Origin of the sequence: Mediterranea massiliensis (assembly GCF_900128475.1) — a bacterium.
Lineage (GTDB): Bacteria > Bacteroidota > Bacteroidia > Bacteroidales > Bacteroidaceae > Bacteroides > Bacteroides massiliensis_E.
In genome coordinates this window covers 44288-61836 of the sequence record NZ_LT635839.1, presented here as the reverse complement: position 1 = coordinate 61836, position 17549 = coordinate 44288, and the positions used below count along the sequence as shown (strand labels likewise).

Below are 17549 nucleotides of genomic sequence, written 5' to 3'. Positions count from 1 at the left end.
CCGCAACCGCCGCTTCGAGGCGCCCAACCCCGCCCGCGAGCTCATCCTGGCCCACTACCGCCGCCCCTCGGCGCTGGAGAAGGGCCGCTACCTGACGGCCTCGCAGATCTGCGCCCGCTTCGCGTCGATGCGGCTCAGCCCCGTGCAGGTGGGGCGGGCGATGAAGGAGGTGGGGTTCGAACAGGTGGAGACTCACCACGGTCGGTTTTGGTTGGTCGTGGAGCGTTCTGTAGATGAAATGAACAGCGTTTTACCGGAGTCTTCTGCTGAAAAACAGAACCTTCTTGATGAAAGTGCCGGCGCAACCTCTTGATTATCAATGGTGCCACAGATGCCACAGTGAATTCCGTAAATATTACGCGAGAAAATAAATAAATGGTCTGCCTTTAAAGGCAGCCTATTTATTTAATGAAGTCCGAAAAGTTTATGAAAGTATCTGTGGCATCTGTGGCGGGGCTGAAAAAACATTGTCCCCCTGTAGGGACGCACCACGGTGCGTCCGCGAGATTCTCACCCGAATGCGGAGGACACGGACGCACCGTGGTGCGTCCCTACAGGGGTGGATGTTACATCCTCTTCATTATTCATTATTAATTCTCAATTCTCAATTTTCCATTATGAAAACCATCACCTACACCCGCCGTTCCCTGGCCTGCCAGTATTTCCCCGATGCCGAACCCGAGCAGGCCGTCCGCCGTCTCCCCTCCTGGATCCGCCGCTGCCGTCCGCTCTACGCCGAGCTGACGCGGGGCGGCACCCCCTTCGACAAGCGCCGCAACCTCACCGTCCGCGAGGCCCGTCTCATCCTGGAGTATCTGGGCGAGCCGTGACGCGAAAGCCGCCCTGTGTATAGTTGCCGAATAACCGAACGAATTTTTGCCGAATTACCGAAAAATATGATGTCAAATTACCGAATTTTAGGAATAATCTTTATATTTGCTGATGTAAATCAATGGAATATGGAAGGTTATAGATATCGGATAATGGACAGCCTGTTGGCCCGGAAGTTACGGACTAAGGGAGCAGTACTGATAGAAGGTCCCAAATGGTGCTGACTGCTACGGGCGAGTATGCCTACCGTCGGCCTGAAGATGGTGTCTTTGTGGTTCCTGTCGGCTGCTTGAAACCGTAGCGGGCGAGCCGTGACGCCGTGCTTCGTCGCCCCCTGACGCAGCACTTCCTCGGGGTGTCACGCCGTGCTTCGTCGGGTACTCAGGAAGTGCTGCGTTATCCCATAAGGCCGTACTTTCTTGGACTGTCAGGCCGTGCTTCGTCCGTGTCTCCTGTTCCCGGATGACGGGAGGGAGCATCGCGTGGGGCTTGGCGGACGGCACCTGCCTGCATCTTTCATCGGTTTGTAACATCCCTCTTTGCCTTTTTTAGTAATTTCGCGGCGAATTCAGAACATAAACAAATTTCTATTAAAAACAGAAACGCTATGGTAAAACAGATGCGATTATTCTTTTTTGCTGCCCTCCTGCTGGTTGTGGCGGCGACAGTGAACGCCCAGGTGACCACGTCGGCAATGGCCGGACACGTGGCCGACAAGCAGGGCGAGGACATCATCAGTGCCCTGGTACGGGTCGTTCACAAACCTTCGGGAACGACGTACAACGCCGTGACCAACGTGGACGGCCGCTGGGCCATCCAGGGTATGCGTGTGGGCGGACCCTACGAAGTGAAGATTACCTATGTCGGATTTGCCGACAGTGTTATCGAGGACATCACCCTCCAGCTGGGTGAGACCTACAACCTCAACGTCACTATGACGGAGGACATCACCGAGCTGGGCGAGGTAGTTGTGACGGGTACCCGTTCCAAGTTTGCCGCCGAAAAGACCGGTGCGACAACCAACATCTCGAACACGCAGCTGACGGCCCTGCCTACCGTGAGCCGCAGCATCTCAGACATCGTGCGCCTCTCGCCCTACGCCAACGGCATGGGCTTTGCCGGAGGTGACGGCCGCTCGACCAACTTCACGCTGGACGGCGCCAACCTGAACAATAACTTCGGACTTTCGTCCAGCCTGCCCGGCGGCGGCACGCCCATCTCGATGGACGCCATCGACGAGGTGCAGGTGGTGGTGACCCCGTTTGACGTGCGCCAGACCAACTTCATCGGCGGCGGTATCAACGCCGTGACCAAGTCCGGTACGAACACGTTCAAGGGAACGGCCTACGTCTACCACAACAACGAGAACATGCACGGTAACCGCGTGGACAACGCCGACCTGGGCGAGCGCGGCACGAACCGCAACACGACCTACGGTTTCACCCTGGGCGGACCGATTGTGAAGAACAAGCTCTTCTTCTTCGCCAACGCCGAGTATGTCAAGATCCCGTCGGTCATCAACCGCTGGCGCGCGTCGGAGGACGGTGTGGCCGATCCGGACAACTACATCTCCCGCACCACCGTGGCCGACATGCAGCGCGTGCGCGACTTCATGATGGAGCGCTACGGCTACGACACGGGCTCCTTCACGGACTTCCCCGCCGACGAGAGCAACCTGAAGCTGCTGGGCCGCATCGACTGGAACATCAACGACGACCATCGCCTGGCCGTGCGCTACAACTATACGAAGAACACGGCTTGGAACCCCGTGAACGGTAACTCCAGCGACACGGGCTATCGCCTGCGCGGTATGGACCGCCTGTCGCAGTACTCCATGGCTTTCGCCAACTCGATGTACTCCATAGACAACAAGGTGAGCACCATCTCGGCCGACCTGAACAGCCGCTTCGGCGACAAGATTTCCAACCAGCTGCTGTTCACCTACACGAACATCGACGACACGCGCGGCTCCAACTCCTCGCCTTTCCCCTTCATCGACATCATGGGCGGCTATGAGACGGCGGCCGACGGGACGGTGACCCAGAGCCTGACGCCCTACATGAGCTTGGGCTACGAGCTGTTCTCTCACAACAACCGCGTGCAGAACAAGGTGTTCACCGTGACCGACAACTTTACCTACTATGCCGGCGAGCACAAGATCACCGCGGGCTTCAGCTACGAGCACCAGCTGGCCAACAACGCCTACATGCGTGGCGGTACGGGTTATTACCGCTACCGTTCGCTGGACGACTTCCTGAACGGTGCGGCTCCCGAGACTGTAGGTCTGGCTTACGGCTACGGCGGCGAGACCAACCCGAACGCTGAAGTGGTGTTCAACCAGTACGGCCTTTATGCCCAGGACGAATGGAACATCCTGGAGAACCTGAAACTGACGGGCGGTATCCGCTTTGACATGATCTCCTTCAACAGCGACGACCTGATGCGCAACAACGCCATCTATGACCTCGACTTCGGCGGTCGCCACATCGACACCGGTGCCTGGCCCGACGGCAATGTACAGATTTCTCCGCGTATCGGCTTCACTTGGGACGTCTTCGGCGACAAGCGCCTGAAGGTGCGCGGCGGCACGGGACTCTTTGCCGGACGTCTGCCGCTGGTGTTCTTCACCAACATGCCGACCAACTCGGGTATGGTGCAGAACCTGGTACACGCCGACACCAATTACGAGAACGGTGTCGTGACGGCCTCAGACTCTCGTCTGCAGAACTTTGCCGGCGGACTGGTGACGGACGTCAACAAGATCCGCGAGCTGCTCGGCGCGCCGGAGAACATCACGCCCGACCAGGGAACGGTGCCTACCGAAGTGGCCGGCGTAGACAAGGACTTCAAGATGCCGCAGGTGTGGAAGTCTTCGCTGGCCGTGGACTATCAGCTCCCCGTGTCCTTCCCGCTGACCCTGACCGGTGAGTTCACCTACACGAAGAACGTGAACGCCGTGATCCTGGACAACTATAACATCAAGCCCATCGACGAAACTTGGGAGCGCCTGCAGGGTGCCGACAACCGCTACCTCTATCCGAGCGACTACCGCTACTACACGAAGGTGGGCGACAACAACTTCACCAACGCCTGCGTGCTGACCAACACCCACAAGGGCTACGGCTGGACCTTTAACCTGACGGCTACCGCCGAACCGGTGAAGAACCTCTACCTGATGGCCGCTTACACCCACACGGTGATGAAGGAAAGATCCGGCATGCCGGGCAGCAACGCCACTTCGGCTTGGTCGGGACTCTACACGGTGAACGGCCCGAACAACGTGGAGCTGCAGAACTCGCGCTACGTCATCCCCGACCGTGTGATCGCCTCCATCAGCTACAAATATCATAAGGATCACTTCAGCCTGTTCTACACCGGCTATCGCGGCGGGGGCTACAGCTTCGTCTATTCGAACGACATCAACCGCGACGGCAACGCCACCGACCTGATGTACATCCCCAAGGATGACAGCGAAATCCACTTCACCGACGAGAGCGACCGTCAGCTCTTCTGGGACTTCGTGAACCAGGACAGCTACCTGAAGAACCACAAGGGCGAGTATGCCGAGGCCTACAGCGCCTTCGCTCCCTGGGTACACCGCTTCGACTTCCGCTGGGCGCACGACTTCGACCTGAAGCTGGGCAAGACCACGAACAAGCTGCAGCTGAGCGTGGACATCATGAACGTGGGCAATCTCTTCAACTCCAAGTGGGGCGTAGAGAAGAACATGAGCAACTGCAACGGTGGCGCCATCCTGAAAGTGGACAAGGTGGAGAACGGCACGCCCTACTTCTCCATGTTCAAGAACAGCGACGGCACGCCGCTCACCAGCTGGACGTTCAACCGCAACTACGACCAGTGCTGGAAGATGCAGATTGGTGTGAAGTACTACTTCAATTAATTGAAAATTGAGAATTGAAAATAGAGAATTAAGAGAGGGCAGCAGAACCGCGCGCTTGAAGAAAAAGCGGTATCTTTGCTGCTCTCTTTCTTTTTTATATATTTGCGCCATGAGAAAGTTTGTACTGTTCCTGTTCCTGTTTGTGGCCCTCGGCCTGTGTGCCGCAGGGCATCCGACGGTCATCGTGTCGCTCGACGGCTTCCGCTGGGACTATCCGCAGATGTACGACACACCGTTCCTCGACATGCTGGGCCGCCAAGGCGTCCGCGCGGTGATGCGTCCCTCGTTCCCCTCGAAAACGTTCCCCAACCACTACACGCTGGCCACGGGCCTGGTGCCCGACCATCACGGCATCATCGCCAACCGCTTCTACGATGTGGCTTCGGGCCGCACCTTCAGCATCGGCGACAAGGTGACGGGCAAGGACGGCTCGTTCTACGGCGGCGAGCCTATCTGGCTGACGGCCCGCCGGCAAGGCGTCAAGGTGGGTGTGGTCTACTGGCCCGGTTCCGACGTGGCCATCCGGGGACAGTATCCCGACTACTACCACGACTATGCCAAGAAACCCCTGCTGACCTACGACGAGCGCCTCGACGAGGTGGAGCGGCNGCGTTCTTTTATACACATCTAGATGTGAAAAAGAGACAGCGGGAGCCCCGCCAGGCGGTGGAACGGCTGGACTTGCTGCTGGCCGACCTGTATGCCCGCCTGCGCGCCCTGCCCGGAGGGGAAGACATCAACTTCATCGTCACCTCGGACCATGGCATGGCGCCGACCTCGCCCCAACGCATCATCCGCCTCTCGGACTACCTGCAGCCCGACTGGTGCGAGCGCGTGCTGGCCGACCTGCCCACGCTGATCTTCCCCAAAGCCGGTCACGAGGACGACATCCTGAAAGCCCTGGAACGGGTGCCCCACCTGCGCGTGTGGCGGCGGGAGGACGTGCCTGCCTACCTGCGCTACGGATCCAATCCCAACGTGGCTCCCATCGTGGCCCTGCCCGACAACGGCTGGCTGGTGTCCGAAGACGGACGGGTGAACCTCGGTAACCACGGCTTCGACCCCACGGCTTCGGACCTCTGCGTGCCCTTCCGGGCCGAAGGTCCCGACTTCAAGCACGGATATGTGCGCACCGCGCTGTTCGACAACACCTGCATCTATCCGCTGCTGGCCCATCTGCTGGGCATCGAGCCTGCGCCCTGCGACGGCAGTGTCGGCCAGGTGTCCGACCTGCTGGAACCTTGACATGTTCCCTTTGTAATTTAATCCCTTCCTCATCCTCCCTTATCGACGCCAATCGCCCGCGGCCCCGGGCGCATGCGCTAACTTTGTAGCAGGAAAAGGGGAGAGGCGCCCTCCCCGGTTTTCAAGAGAGAAAAAACGGAATATCAACCTGCTAAAACAGAAAAACTATGCCAACTGCTTACAAAGTGATGAAGCGTGTCATCCAGTTGGGTGACCGCAGGGGCGAAACCGTCTATAATGTTGCCCCCGTGTGCTACGGCACCCTGACGACCGACGATGTGGCCCGCCAGATTGCCGCCGAATCGACCGCCAGCCCCGGCGACGTGAAGAACGTGCTCGACCGCTATGCCTACTACGTGGTGGAGAACCTCAAGAAGGGGTACGCCATCGAGCTGCTGGGCTTCGGCAAGCTGTACCTGCGGTTCATCAACGGCAAGAGCGTCAGCACCGAACAGGACGCTTCGGCCGCCCTGGTGAAGGCCCTCGTACCCGGTTTCCGCCCTTCGTTCACGATGGTGAACAACAGCCGCATCTACGACCTCATTCCCGACAAGATCAGCCTCGTGAAGTACAACGGCACTTCCGCCCCGGCCGGCGAAGACACCTCCGGCGGCGAAGATACCTCCGGCACCGGCGAGGACGGCAATCAGGAGGGAAGCCCGCTGTAAGGGAGCTACGAGCTACGAGTGATGAGCTACGAGCTACAAGTGACGAGTTACGAGTGATGAGTGGGGAGTGTCCGGCGTGCCAGCCACTCCCACCCATACCCGATCCCTTATTCTTCATTCTCAATTCTTCATTCTTCATTCTTCATTCTTCATTCTTCATTTCTATGTCTACTACCCAGAAAATCACCTGGACTTCCATCGTGAAGGCCATCATCCAGGCAGCCATCGCCGCCCTGACGGCGCTTGGCGTCACCAGTTGTTCACCCTTTATCCCCTTCCTGTCATGACCGACGACCGCTATCCGCTGACCGTAGGCGGCGAGGAGGTGCCCGACGAACGGGCCCTCCTCACCCGGATNGACCTGCCCGGCACCGCGCCCAAGGCCTGCCCCTGCCTCGACGCGGCGGCTATATTCGGCTGACGGGATGTCTCGTCTGTTAATGGATTTATATTTCTTTTAAAACGTGTTATAAAACATGCTTTTTTATTTGCATAATTTGCAAATTACCGAAACCTCCGTATCTTTGCAATGTGTTTTTCATAGTATTAGATTTAAGGTTAACAAAGGTTGGGCTCGGCGGAGCCCTTTTTTTATGTCCGTACGTTTTCTTACCTCAAATTTCCCCATTCAGGCATATATTTCCTCTTTTTGCATTGTAATTTTGAAAAACAGCATATTGGTTTCGCTGTTTTTTTATGCCGATACTTAAAAAGTATAGGCAAACAAGAAATTATTTTTATGAAAAATAGATTTAATTAAAATATATTTTATATGTTTGCACCGTGATGCATGAAACTTTGCTAACAAGCCACCCCGAAAGGGTTGGACGCTATATTAAATTTAATCTATAAAAAATCATGAACCGAAATTTTAGATCAGTTAGCCTTTGGCTGTTCTTGAGCCTTGTGGGTGCGGGAACGGCTTATGCGATACCCGGTCGTGCGGTATCAGAATCTAATGTAGTTCAGCAGGGATCTGTTTGTAAAGGTGTTGTAAAAGATGCCTTGGGTGAAACCGTTATTGGTGCTACTGTTGTAGTGAAAGGTACTACGAATGGCACTGTGACAGGTCTTGACGGTGACTTCCAGCTGTCTAATGTGGAGAAAGGATCTGTAATCCAGATCTCGTTTATTGGTTTCCAGACTACCGAGGTAGTTTGGGATGGAACTCCTCTGCAGGTGACTTTGAAGGATGACACACAAACGCTGGACGAAGTTGTGGTAGTGGGTTATGGAACCCAGAAAAAAGTCAATGTGACGGGTGCTGTTGGTATGGTAGACTCCAAGGTACTTGCCGCCCGTCCTGTAACAAATGTAGCCCAGGCACTGCAAGGTACAGTTCCGGGCTTGAACTTTACGGTAGGAAGCGAAGGTGGTGCGCTCGATGGTTCCATGAGCTTTAATATCCGTGGCGTCGGTACGATTGGTGATGGCTCGGGCTCTTCTCCGTTGGTTCTGATTGATGGTATCGAGGGTAGTCTTAATTCGCTGAACCCTAATGATATTGAATCGGTTTCTGTTCTGAAGGATGCTGCGTCTGCTTCTATTTACGGTGCACGTGCTGCATTCGGTGTAATTTTGGTGCAAACTAAGAAAGGAAAAGCAGGTAAGGCACGTGTGAATTATGGCGTGAATGTTCGTTTTAGTGATGCTGTTACGGTTCCTGAAATGATGGACTCCTATACCTTCGCACAATATTTTAATCGTGCAGCTGAAAATAGAGGTGATGCTGCTCCGTTCAGCGCAGAAGCTTTGCAGCGCATTAAAGATTATCAGGACGGAAAACTGACAACGGTATGTACCATTAATGAGACTACCAGACGCTGGAATAATTATACGGGTTCCAATGCCAATACGGACTGGTTTAAGGAATTTTATAATGACTGGGTGCCTTCGCAGGAGCATAATGTAAGTATCGCTGGTGGTACGGAGAAAATCCAGTATACATTGAGCGGTAGCTTTATGGATCAGAACGGTTTGTTGCGTCATGGCGATGACAATCTGCAGCGCTATACTGTGAACAGCAACATTACGGCTAGCGTGACCGATTGGTTCAAGGTGAGCTATTCTACCAAATGGACGCGCGAGAACTTTGAACGCCCGTCTTATTTGACCGGTTTGTTCTTCCATAATATTGCACGGCGCTGGCCGACTTGTCCTGCATACGATCCGAACGGCTATCCGATGGACGGTATGGAAATTATTCAGCTGGAAGACGGTGGTAAACAGCGCAATGAAAAGGATTTGAACACACAGCAGTTACAATTGATTTTCGAGCCGATCAAGAATTGGACGATTCATTTGGAGGGTGCTTTGAGAACTACTAACACGCGTCAACATTGGGAAGTATTGCCAGTTTATGCTCACGATGTAGATGGCAATCCGTATGCTGTTTCTTGGGATGGAGGTGGTTCCTATGCAGCAGGTGCTTCCAGAGTCAATGAATATTCGTATAAAGAAAATTATTACAGTACTAATATTTATACGGACTATTTCAAAGAATTCGATAGTGGCCATTATTTTAAAGTAATGGTTGGTTTCAATTCTGAATTGTATAAGACTGCAAATCTAACAGGGCAGAAGAATACTTTGATTTCTAATTCTGTTCCAACACTGAATACAGCTACAGAATCTCCGACGACTTCGGGTGGCTATGCCCACAATGGTGTAGCCGGTTTCTTCGGGCGTATCAACTATAGTTACAAAGACCGCTATATGGTGGAGGTGAACGGACGTTACGATGGTTCTTCCCGTTTTATTGGCGATAAGCGCTGGGGTTTCTTCCCTTCCTTCTCTTTGGGTTGGAACGTGGTGAATGAAGAATTCTTTGCTGGTATTGCTGAAAAGGCTAATATGAACATGCTGAAAGTACGTGGATCTTGGGGACAGTTGGGTAATACGAATACCAATGATGCCTGGTATCCGTTCTACCAGACAATGCCTCAGGGATCGAACTACAATTGGTTGGTTAACGGTGTACGTCCTAACTATGCTTCATTGCCGGGCATCGTATCTACATTGAAAACGTGGGAAACCATTGAAACGTGGGACATCGGTTTGGACTGGGCTTTCTTCAACAACCGATTGACCGGTTCGTTCGACTACTTCGTACGTTGGACGTATGACATGATTGGTCCGGCTCCTGAACTTCCATCGATTCTGGGTGCTACTCCTCCGAAAATCAACAATGCTGACATGAAGTCTTATGGTTTTGAGTTTGAATTGGGCTGGAGAGATCAGATTGGTGACTTCTCCTATGGCGCGAAATTTACATTGGCCGACGACCAGCAGAAGATTACGGACTATCCGAATGAAAATCTAAAGCTCTCGCAGCCTTATTATCCGGGCAAGAAGTTGGGTGAAATCTGGGGATATGAAACAGTAGGTATTGCTCAGACGCAAGAAGAAATGGACGCTCATCTGGCTAAGGTAGACCAGTCTTCGTTGGGTAGCAAGTGGGGGGCCGGTGATATCATGTATGCCGATCTCGACGGCAATGGTGTCATTTCGAATGCTGACAATACAGCTGATAATTCTGGTGACCGCAAGGTGATCGGTAACAGTACGCCGCGATTCAAATATGGTGTTACGCTGGATGCTGCCTGGAAAGGCATTGACTTCCGTGTTTTCTTCCAGGGCGTGGCTAAGCGCGACTATTTGATGAATGGTCCCTACTTCTGGGGCGCTAACGGTGTAGGTATGTGGCAAGCTACTGGTTTCAAGGAACATTGGGATTTCTGGCGTCCGGAAGGTGACCCCTTGGGTGCCAACACCGATGCTTACTATCCGCGTGTAATAAGGAATGATAGTAAAAATATGCGTGCACAGAGCCGTTATCTGCAGAATGCTGCCTATTGCCGTATCAAGAACTTGCAAGTAGGCTATACGTTGCCGAAGGCTTGGACTGATAAGGCTGGCATGTCTTCAGTACGTGTATACATTTCCGGTGATAACTTGTTCACATTCTCGCACATGTCCAAGATCTTTGACCCGGAAGCTTTGGAAAGTACCTATGATGCAAACAACGGTAAACTTTATCCGTTGCAGCGTACGATATCTGTAGGTTTGAATGTTAACTTCTAATTTGCTTACTTATGAAACTGAAAAATATATTTTTGAACACAATGGCGCTTGTCGGAGGACTGCTTGCGACTTCTTCGTGCAATGACTTTTTGGACATGAAACCGCTGGATCAGGTGACTCCAGGAGAATACTTCAGTACTGCTGACCAGGTTGGAGCATACTGTATTTCTCAGTATAACGGTTTGTTTTCTACGCATAGTGGGTTCGGTGCCGGTACTGTAAACAATGATAAGAACACCGATAATATGGTGGCTGGCGGATATAGTTCGGCTTATTTTGAGAAAGGGCAGTGGCGTGTGCCCAATACGGGCGGATGGGATTTTTCGCAGATCCGTTACTGTAACTACTTCTTCGAAACAGTGATTCCTAAGTATGAAGCCGGGCTGATAACCGGTGGCGATGACGTGATCCGTCATTATATCGGTGAAATGTATTTCATCCGTGCATGGGTTTACTACAGTAAACTCAAGACATTTGGTGATTTTCCTATCGTAACCAAGGTTCTGCCTGACGTAAAGGACGAATTGATAGCCCATTCGGCTCGTCGTCCGCGCAATGAGGTAGCCCGTTTCATTATCAGCCAGCTGGACTCTGCAGCCATGTACATGCAAGAGGATATTTCTGGAAACAAAACCCGTCTTACACGAGACTGTGCTTTGTTGGTGAAGTCACGCGTGGCTTTGTATGAGGCTACTTTTGAAAAGTATCATCGGGGTACGGGCCGTGTGCCGGGCGATGCCAACTGGCCGGGTAAGAAGGTGTATCCCAACTATTCGACCGACATCGATCAGGAAATCAATTGGTTCCTTGACCAGGCGATGGCTGCGGCAGAGCAGGTGGCCGATAAGATCCAACTGACTGAAAATACCGGTTTGACCAATCCGACCGGACCGAGTGCCATAACTAACTGGAATCCTTATTTCGAGATGTTCGCAGCAGAAGACATGAGCGTTTATCCGGAAGTGTTGTTCTGGAAGGACTATCTGATTTCGGGTGATGTGGCTATTTCGCACGGTACACCGGCTTATATCTATAGTGGTGGAAACAACGGTATGTTGAAAAGCTTTGTAGATTGTTTTGTAATGGAAGACGGTTTGCCTTACTATAAGTCTAATGATTATAAGGGAGACAAACGTATTATGGATGTGAAAGCTAACAGAGATCTACGTTTGCAACTTTTCTTGTTCGGTGAGGACGATATGTTGCCTTCCAAAAACACGGAAGACGGCACCTTCAAAGCCTTTGCGCAGCCGAACGTTATTAGTACTGAAGCACAGACAATAGACCAGACCGGATACCGCATCCGCAAATGTCTGACCTATGATAAAAATCAGATTGTTTCAGGTCAAAGCTCGTCTACAACGGGATGTATCATCTTCCGTGCGGTGGAAGCTTATCTGAATTATTTGGAAGCCTATTATGTTAAGAACGGTAAGGTAGACGGAAAGGCTGCTCAATATTGGAAAGCTGTCAGAACACGTGCCGGTATCAATCCGGATTATACTAACTCTATCAATAATACGGATTTGGCTCAGGAAACCGACCTGGCGGCTCATCCGGGCGGATATGAAGTAGATGCAACGTTGTATAATATCCGCCGTGAACGCCGTTGCGAGTTTATCGGCGAAGGAATGCGTTGGGATGACCTGATCAGGTGGAGAGCATGGGATGCCTTGCTGACCACTAAGTTTATTCCTGAGGGCTACAACTTCTGGGATGAGGCTTATAAGACCTATGAACTGCCTGAAGGTACGGACGAAATCAATGATGACCCGAACAGCCCGACGGCTAATATGTCATCAAGACTTGTTTCGAAATATGTCCGTCCGTTTGCTAAGGTGAAAGCCAACAATGCTGTTTATGACGGCTTTACATGGGCTAAAGCTAATTATCTTAGTCCGATAGCTGTTAACGAAATTAAATTGGCTTCTCCCGATAATTCTGTTGACAATTCGGTAATCTACCAGAATCCTTACTGGCCTACAGAGATTGATGGAACCGCAATAGAGTAAGGTAAGGATGGAAAGGTCGGATTTTTGACATCTGACTCTTTTGCAGGCACGAATCGCACGGATTTTTGAGTTATGGCAGTCTGTGTGGTTGGTGCCTGCTCTTGTATGATGCTATTTTGTTTTTTATATATGGAAAAGATGAATATCTTTGTAATGGGATTGTTATGTACGTTGTGTCTGGTATCCTGTTCGCATGATCCCTGCTGGAAACTTGTGTGGGAGGATAACTTTGATGGCGAAAGTCTTGATACGACCGTATGGAGCCGTATTCCCCGAGGACAGGCCGATTGGGCTAATACGCAGTCGTTGGATGAACGGTGTATGGAACTGAAGGATGGAATTCTCCATCTGAAGGGCATCGTGAATGACGACCGGTCGAAAGACACCGCTGCTTTTCTGACCGGCGGAATCTGGACGAAGGGAAAATATGCCTTTAAGGGAGGCAGGGTTGAGGTGCGGGCCAAGTTGCAGGCGGCACGCGGTGCATGGCCGGCTATTTGGATGCTACCTTTTGAACGGCGTGCCGGTTGGCCACATGATGGTGAGATTGATTTGATGGAACGATTGAATCATGATACGATTGTTTATCAGACGGTGCATTCCCATTATACGTATGATTTGGGAATAAAGGATTGTCCGGCTCATAGTACGACTGCAGGGATCGACCCTAACGACTTTAATACCTACGGTGTGGCTGTTTGGCCGGACAGTGTGGTGTTTTATGTGAATGGCATTCGCACCTTCTGTTATCCGAAGATTGAAACGGATAAAAAAGGTCAGTTCCCGTTCGATGTGTCTCAGTACCTGTTGATTGATATGCAGTTGGGAGGACAATGGGTCGGCGCTGTGGATGCGGACGATCTGCCTGTCGAAATGCTGGTGGATTGGGTCAGATATTACCAATGGAAATGATTTTTCAAGTTAGTCAAACTTAGATAAAATATGGAAAAGAAAAAAATCACCCGTCGGATGCTGGTGCTATGGGTATCGGCATGCCTGCTCACCGGCCCGTTGCGGGCCCAGGAACCGGCACCGGTACGCATTGTTCCCCGTCCGGTGGAGACAGCCGCAGTCGCGGGAACGTTCCGCATCACGCCGTCGACCGTCGTGTCGGTCGGCGACGAAGGACTGAAGCCGCTGGCCGAATACTTCAGTTCGCTTTTCGTCCGTCCCGCAGGCTTCCCGCTGAAGGTGACTGTGGGCGGTGACGGCGACATCCGGCTGGAACGGGCGGACGACCTGGCTGCCGAAGCCTACCGCCTGCAGGTGGACGCGGCCGGTGTGCGTATCGAGGCGGGCGGATATGCCGGCGCGTTCTATGCCCTGCAGACGCTGCGCCTGGCCCTGCCTGCCACCATCGAGTCGCTGGCGCCGGTAGCCGGGGCGGAATGGACCATCCCCGCCATGTACGTGACCGACAGTCCCCGCTTTGCTTACCGCGGGCTGATGCTGGACGTGGCGCGCTACTTCATTCCCAAGGAGGACGTGCTGCGGATCGTGGACTGCATGGCCCTGCTCAAGCTCAACAAACTTCACATGCATCTGACGGACGACAACGGCTGGCGGCTGGAAATCAAGCGCTACCCGCGGCTCACCGAGGTGGGCAGCTGGCGGGTGAACCGCAACGACGTGCCCTTCCCCGACCGTCGGAATCCGGAGCTCGGCGAACCGGCCTCGGTGGGCGGATACTACACCCAGGACGACATGCGCGACATCATCGCCTATGCCCGCCAACGCCAGGTGGAAATCATTCCCGAAATAGACATCCCCGCCCACTCGAACGCTGCGCTGGCCGCCTATCCCGAACTGGCCTGCCCCGTGGTGGACAAGCCTGTGGGGGTGCTGCCCGGACTGGGCGGCGACCATGCCGACATCATCTATTGCGCGGGCAATGAGCAGACGTTCCGCTTCCTGGAAGGAGTGATCGACGAAGTGGCCGAGCTGTTCCCTTCGAAATACATCCACCTGGGCGGTGACGAGGCCCGGAAAACATACTGGAAGAAATGTCCCCTGTGCCAGCAGCGGATGAAGGACGAGAACCTGCCCGACGAAGAAGAGCTGCAGAGTTACTTCATGCGTCGCATGAGCCGCTACGTGCAGGACAAGGGCAAGGAAGTGATGGGCTGGGACGAGCTGACCAACAGCACCCTGCCCGAGGGCGTGGTGGTCTTCGGCTGGCAGGGCTTCGGCAACGCGGCCCTCAAGGCGGCCGCGCAGGGACACCGCTTCGTCATGACGCCCGCCCGCCTGCTGTACCTCATCCGCTACCAGGGACCGCAGTGGTTCGAGCCGCTTACCTATTTCGGAAACAATACGCTGAAGGACATCTATGCCTACGAGCCGGTGCAGAAAAACTGGAAGCCGGAGTACGAACCGCTGCTGATGGGCGTGCAGGGCTCCCTGTGGACCGAGTTCTGCAACCATCCGTCCGATGTCACCTACCTGATATTCCCCCGTCTGGCAGCTGTGGCCGAAGTGGCCTGGTCGCCCAAGGGCAGCAAGGATTGGCCCTCGTTCGTTGCCGCGCTGGACGGCTACCTGGCACACCTGCAGGCCAAGGGTATCCTGTATGCCCGCTCCATGTACAACATCCAGCACGCGGTGACGCCTGCCGGCGGAGCGCTGAAGGTGGAACTGACGTGCGAGCGTCCCGATGTGGAGATACGCTATACGACCGACGGCATGGAGCCGGGGGCGGCTTCGGACCTGTACGAAGGTCCGCTGACGCTGGACGGAAACGCCGTGCTGAAGTGTGCCACCTTCCGCGACGGGCAGAAGGCGGGCCGGACGCTGGAACTGCCGCTGGAATGGAACCTGGCCACCGCGAAACCGCTGCTGGGACTGCCCCCGCAGGCGGGCATCCTGGTGAACGGCCTGCACGGCAGCCTGAAGCAGACCGACTTTGAGTGGTATACCGGGGAGATGTCCCGGCCGCTGACGTTCACGGTAGACCTGCTGGAACGGCGGGAAGTGGCGGAATGTGCGGTGGGCTGCATCACCAACTACGGCATGGGCTGCCACAAGCCGCGGACGCTGACGGTAGAGGTGTCGGACGACAACCGGACGTTCGTCCCGGCCGGCAGCCTGCACTTCACGGACGCCGACATCTTCAAGGAAGGCACCTTTGTGGAAGACCTGAAGGTGAAGGTCGGCACACGGGCCCGCTACGTGCGCTTCACGCTCGAGGTGCCCGGCAACTGCCCGCCCGACCACGTGCGCCCCGGACAGCCTTCGCGCATCTATGTGGACGAAGTCATCGTCCGCTGACATGGTATAACGAACTAACCCTAAAAACAGATAGAATCATGGACAAACCAGAAAACAACAACGGACAAGTACAGATAGAACTCAAGGAAGACGTGGCCCAGGGCACGTATGCCAACCTGGCCATCATCACCCACTCCAGCTCGGAGTTTGTGCTCGACTTCATCCGCATGCTGCCGGGCATGCCCAAGGCCGGCGTGCAGTCGCGCGTCATCCTCGTGCCCGAACATGCCAAGCGCCTGCTGCTTGCCCTCCAGGAAAACATCGACAAGTACGAACGTGTCTTCGGCCCCATCCGCATGCCCGACGACCGTCCCCTTCCTCCGCTGGGAAACGTGCAGGGCGAGGCCTGATGTCATCGTCCTGTAACAGCCCCGCGAGGGGCTATTCGGCTGAAAATCAAAAAAAATATTGTAGTGCATTGATAATTCAAATATTATTCGTATCTTTGCAGCCCGAAAAAGTGTATTGTCGAAAATTCATACAAATAATATAATAACTAAAAAACAATTAAAATGCCTACAATTCAGCAATTAGTAAGAAAAGGACGCCAAGTGCTGGTAGACAAGAGCAAGTCTCCTGCCTTGGATGCATGTCCCCAAAGACGTGGCGTTTGCGTGAGAGTGTATACAACCACTCCGAAGAAGCCGAATTCAGCTATGCGTAAAGTAGCTCGTGTACGTTTGACCAACGGTAAGGAAGTGAACTCCTACATCCCGGGTGAGGGTCACAACCTGCAGGAACACTCCATCGTACTGGTACGCGGCGGTCGTGTAAAGGACCTTCCGGGTGTACGTTACCACATCGTTCGCGGTACATTGGATACTGCCGGCGTAGCAGGCCGTACGCAAAGACGTTCCAAATACGGTGCAAAGCGTCCGAAACCGGGACAGGCTGCTCCTGCAAAGAAGAAATAAGGAACAATAACCGAAACAACAAAAAGTAAAGTAAAAATTACGTTTTAGTTTGCTTGGACAGATGCTAAAGGTTGAGTAAACCTGCCGGTGGGCGGGTTGAAGAAGACAGAAGTAGACAACCAAGAACGAAAAACATTATTCTTTCAAGAAAATGAGAAAAGCAAAACCCAAAAAACGCGTTATCCTGCCGGATCCCGTGTTCAACGATGTGAAAGTATCGAAGTTCGTCAACCACCTGATGTACGACGGCAAGAAGAACACTTCTTATGAAATCTTCTACGCTGCTCTGGAAACGGTGAAGAACAAAATGCAAAACGAAGAAAAGTCCGCTCTGGAGATCTGGAAGAAAGCTCTGGACAATGTGACTCCCCAGGTGGAAGTGAAGTCTCGCCGTGTAGGTGGTGCCACTTTCCAGGTTCCGACAGAAATCCGTCCCGACCGCAAAGAGTCCATCTCAATGAAAAATCTGATCATCTTCGCCCGCAAGCGTGGCGGCAAGTCTATGGCTGACAAGCTGGCTGCTGAAATCATGGACGCCTACAACGAACAGGGCGGTGCATTCAAGCGCAAGGAAGATATGCACAGAATGGCTGAAGCTAACCGTGCTTTTGCTCACTTCAGATTCTAA

13 protein-coding genes and 1 pseudogene are annotated in these 17549 nt (G+C 53.5%); all 14 read left to right on the top strand.

Annotated elements, in window-relative coordinates:
* Nucleotides 1-313: pseudogene (locus BQ7483_RS17830) on the top strand (DUF3874 domain-containing protein); the annotation flags it as partial.
* 250 nt (nucleotides 314-563) lie between these two features.
* The gene (locus BQ7483_RS13715; RefSeq protein WP_235847368.1) at nucleotides 564-830 is read left to right on the top strand and encodes a DUF4248 domain-containing protein; all 267 of its coding nucleotides are present in this window, start codon (nucleotides 564-566) and stop codon (nucleotides 828-830) included.
* Nucleotides 831-1438: 608 nt separating this feature from the next.
* On the top strand, nucleotides 1439-4732 hold the full coding sequence (locus BQ7483_RS13710; protein ID WP_072546294.1) for a TonB-dependent receptor domain-containing protein: 3294 nt from the start codon (nucleotides 1439-1441) through the stop codon (nucleotides 4730-4732).
* Between the two features lie 109 nt (nucleotides 4733-4841).
* The gene (locus BQ7483_RS18200) at nucleotides 4842-5363 is read left to right on the top strand and encodes an alkaline phosphatase family protein (protein WP_262493926.1); all 522 of its coding nucleotides are present in this window, start codon (nucleotides 4842-4844) and stop codon (nucleotides 5361-5363) included.
* A 2-nt stretch (nucleotides 5364-5365) separates the two neighbouring features.
* Entirely contained in the window at nucleotides 5366-5977 is a 612-nt protein-coding gene (locus BQ7483_RS18195) for an alkaline phosphatase family protein (RefSeq protein WP_262493925.1), read from the top strand.
* A gap of 167 nt (nucleotides 5978-6144) precedes the next feature.
* A complete protein-coding gene (locus BQ7483_RS13700; protein ID WP_072546293.1) occupies nucleotides 6145-6645 on the top strand; it encodes an HU family DNA-binding protein in 501 nt (166 codons plus the stop codon).
* A 164-nt stretch (nucleotides 6646-6809) separates the two neighbouring features.
* Nucleotides 6810-6932, top strand: a complete 123-nt coding sequence (locus BQ7483_RS17760; RefSeq protein WP_154673575.1) for a smalltalk protein — start codon at nucleotides 6810-6812, stop codon at nucleotides 6930-6932.
* A gap of 571 nt (nucleotides 6933-7503) precedes the next feature.
* Nucleotides 7504-10728, top strand: coding sequence for a SusC/RagA family TonB-linked outer membrane protein (locus tag BQ7483_RS13685; protein WP_072546290.1), 3225 nt, complete (start codon nucleotides 7504-7506; stop codon nucleotides 10726-10728).
* An 11-nt stretch (nucleotides 10729-10739) separates the two neighbouring features.
* Nucleotides 10740-12740: a RagB/SusD family nutrient uptake outer membrane protein gene (locus BQ7483_RS13680; protein ID WP_072546289.1), complete on the top strand. Its 2001-nt coding sequence runs from the start codon at nucleotides 10740-10742 to the stop codon at nucleotides 12738-12740.
* 138 nt (nucleotides 12741-12878) lie between these two features.
* On the top strand, nucleotides 12879-13652 hold the full coding sequence (locus BQ7483_RS13675; RefSeq protein WP_083535748.1) for a glycoside hydrolase family 16 protein: 774 nt from the start codon (nucleotides 12879-12881) through the stop codon (nucleotides 13650-13652).
* A 30-nt stretch (nucleotides 13653-13682) separates the two neighbouring features.
* On the top strand, nucleotides 13683-16007 hold the full coding sequence (locus BQ7483_RS13670; RefSeq protein ID WP_072546288.1) for a family 20 glycosylhydrolase: 2325 nt from the start codon (nucleotides 13683-13685) through the stop codon (nucleotides 16005-16007).
* A gap of 38 nt (nucleotides 16008-16045) precedes the next feature.
* Complete coding sequence (locus BQ7483_RS13665) at nucleotides 16046-16357, top strand: DUF3467 domain-containing protein (protein WP_072546287.1); 312 nt, start codon at nucleotides 16046-16048, stop codon at nucleotides 16355-16357.
* Nucleotides 16358-16519: 162 nt separating this feature from the next.
* The gene (rpsL, locus tag BQ7483_RS13660; RefSeq protein WP_022020061.1) at nucleotides 16520-16921 is read left to right on the top strand and encodes a 30S ribosomal protein S12; all 402 of its coding nucleotides are present in this window, start codon (nucleotides 16520-16522) and stop codon (nucleotides 16919-16921) included.
* A 151-nt stretch (nucleotides 16922-17072) separates the two neighbouring features.
* Nucleotides 17073-17549, top strand: a complete 477-nt coding sequence (gene rpsG, locus BQ7483_RS13655) for a 30S ribosomal protein S7 (RefSeq protein ID WP_022020060.1) — start codon at nucleotides 17073-17075, stop codon at nucleotides 17547-17549.